The sequence below is a fragment of the Sphingosinicella sp. genome, from assembly GCF_052387495.1.
GTDB lineage: Bacteria > Pseudomonadota > Alphaproteobacteria > Sphingomonadales > Sphingomonadaceae > Allosphingosinicella.
This window is the reverse complement of the sequence record NZ_JBQTJC010000243.1, coordinates 1-1938: the sequence shown is the minus strand read 5'-3', so window position 1 is coordinate 1938 and position 1938 is coordinate 1. Positions and strand designations below refer to the sequence as shown.

Annotated in this window: 1 protein-coding gene and 1 pseudogene; one reads left to right on the top strand and one right to left on the bottom strand. The window is 68.0% G+C overall.

Annotation, left to right across the window (positions count from 1 at the left end):
• Positions 1-1095 (bottom strand): annotated as a pseudogene (gene glmM / locus ACT4N8_RS13460) (phosphoglucosamine mutase); the annotation flags it as partial.
• Between the two features lie 110 nt (positions 1096-1205).
• Between glmM and ACT4N8_RS13455 the strand changes: the two are divergent.
• Positions 1206-1938, top strand: a 733-nt coding sequence (locus ACT4N8_RS13455) for a dicarboxylate/amino acid:cation symporter (protein WP_444858634.1), incomplete at its 3' end; no start/stop codon positions are given.

The window sequence follows — 1938 nt, the reverse complement described above, 5'->3', positions numbered from 1 at the left end:
GTTGAGCAATTCGCTCGCCGGCTTCTGGGCGACGACCAGCTCGGCGAGCACCTGCAGCGCGGCGACCAGCCCGTCGCCGGTCCGGCCGTATTCGGTAAGGATGATGTGCCCCGATTGCTCGCCGCCGACATTATAGCCCTTGGCGCGCATCGTCTCGAGCACGTAGCGGTCGCCGACTGGGGCGCGCTCCAGCGTCAGCCCCTCGCTCGCGAGAAATCGCTCCAGCCCGAGATTGGACATCACGGTCGCGACGATGCCGCCCCCGGCGAGCGCCCCGCGCCGATGCCATGAGGTGGCGATCAGCGCCATCAACTGATCGCCGTCGATCGCATTGCCCTTCTCGTCGACCACGATCAGCCGGTCGGCGTCGCCGTCCAGCGCGATACCGATGTCGGCGCCGCGCTCGACCACGGTCCGCCTCAGCAAGGCCGTGTCGGTCGAGCCGCACTCGTCGTTGATGTTGAGTCCGTTGGGGCTAACCCCGATCGCGGTCACGTCCGCGCCCAGTTACCACAGCGCCGAGGGCGCGACCTGATAGGCAGCGCCATGCGCGCAATCGATCACCACCCTGACCCCGTCGAGCCGCAGCCGCTGCGGGAAGGTCAGCTTCGCCGCGTGGATATAGCGGCCGCGCGCGTCCTCGATCCGCTTCGCTCGCCCGATCGCCTCGGCCTGGACGAGCTTCGGCTCCTTCTCCAGCCGTTTCTCGATCGCCAGCTCGTCCTTGTCGGAGAGCTTGTAGCCGTCGGGGCCGAACAGCTTGATGCCGTTGTCGACATATTTGTTGTGGCTGGCCGAGATCATCACGCCCAGATCCGCGCGCATCGATTGGGTCAGCATCGCCACCGCCGGCGTCGGCACCGGCCCGACCATCACCACGTCCATGCCGACGCTGGTGAAGCCCGCGACCAAAGCGGTCTCCATCATGTAGCCGGAAAGCCGCGTGTCCTTGCCGATCACGACGCGGTGGCGATGCTCGCCGCGCTGGAAGTGCGCGCCGGCCGCCTGGCCGATCCTGAGCGCCATTTCGGCGGTCATCGGCATCTGGTTGGTCCGGCCCCTGATCCCGTCGGTGCCGAAAAACTTGCGCGTCATGAGAGGAATGAGCCCTTTTTTGCCCCGGATTCCGGCCTGATAGCGCGGTGGCATGCAAAGTGCGAGGTCGCGCTTTCGCAAGCGCGGGCGCCGGGCTAAGACCGGCTTGTATGTCGGCGCCGACACGGATCCTTCTCGCCCTCGTGCTCGGCCTCGTGGCCGGCATCGCCAGCATCGCCGTCGGTGGCGCCTGGGTCGAGCGTGCGATTCTCATCTTCGAGCCGATCGGCGGGATGTGGCTCAATGCCCTGCGGATGACGATCGTCCCGCTCGTCGTCTCGCTGCTTGTCACCGGCATCGCCGCGTCCGCCGAGGCGGCGCGCGCGGGCAAGCTCGCCAGCCGCGCCCTCCTCCTCTTCATCGCCCTGCTCTGGACCTCCTCCATCGCCTCGGCTTTGCTCACCCCGCTTTTCCTTGGTCTGTTTCCGTTGCCGACCGAATCCGCCACGGCGTTGCGCGAGGCGCTCAGCACGTCGGGCCCGGTCGGCGAAGCGCCGGGCTTCGCCGCCTTCCTCCAGTCGATCGTGCCGACCAACGTCGTCGCCGCGGCGGCCGAGGACGCGATCCTGCCGCTGATCCTCTTCACTCTCGTCTTCGCCTTCGCCCTCACCCGCTTGCCTAAGGAGCCGCGCGAGCGCCTGGTCGGCGTCTTCCAGGCGATCGCCGACACGATGCTGGTGGTGATCAACTGGGTGCTGTGGATCGCCCCGATCGGCGTCTTCGCGCTTGCCTATGTGGTCGGCGCCCGCGCCGGCGGCTCGGCCTTCGGCGCGCTGTTCCACTATGTCGCGATCGTCTCGGCGGTCGGGATCATGATCTGGCTCGCCGCCTGGCCGCTCGCCC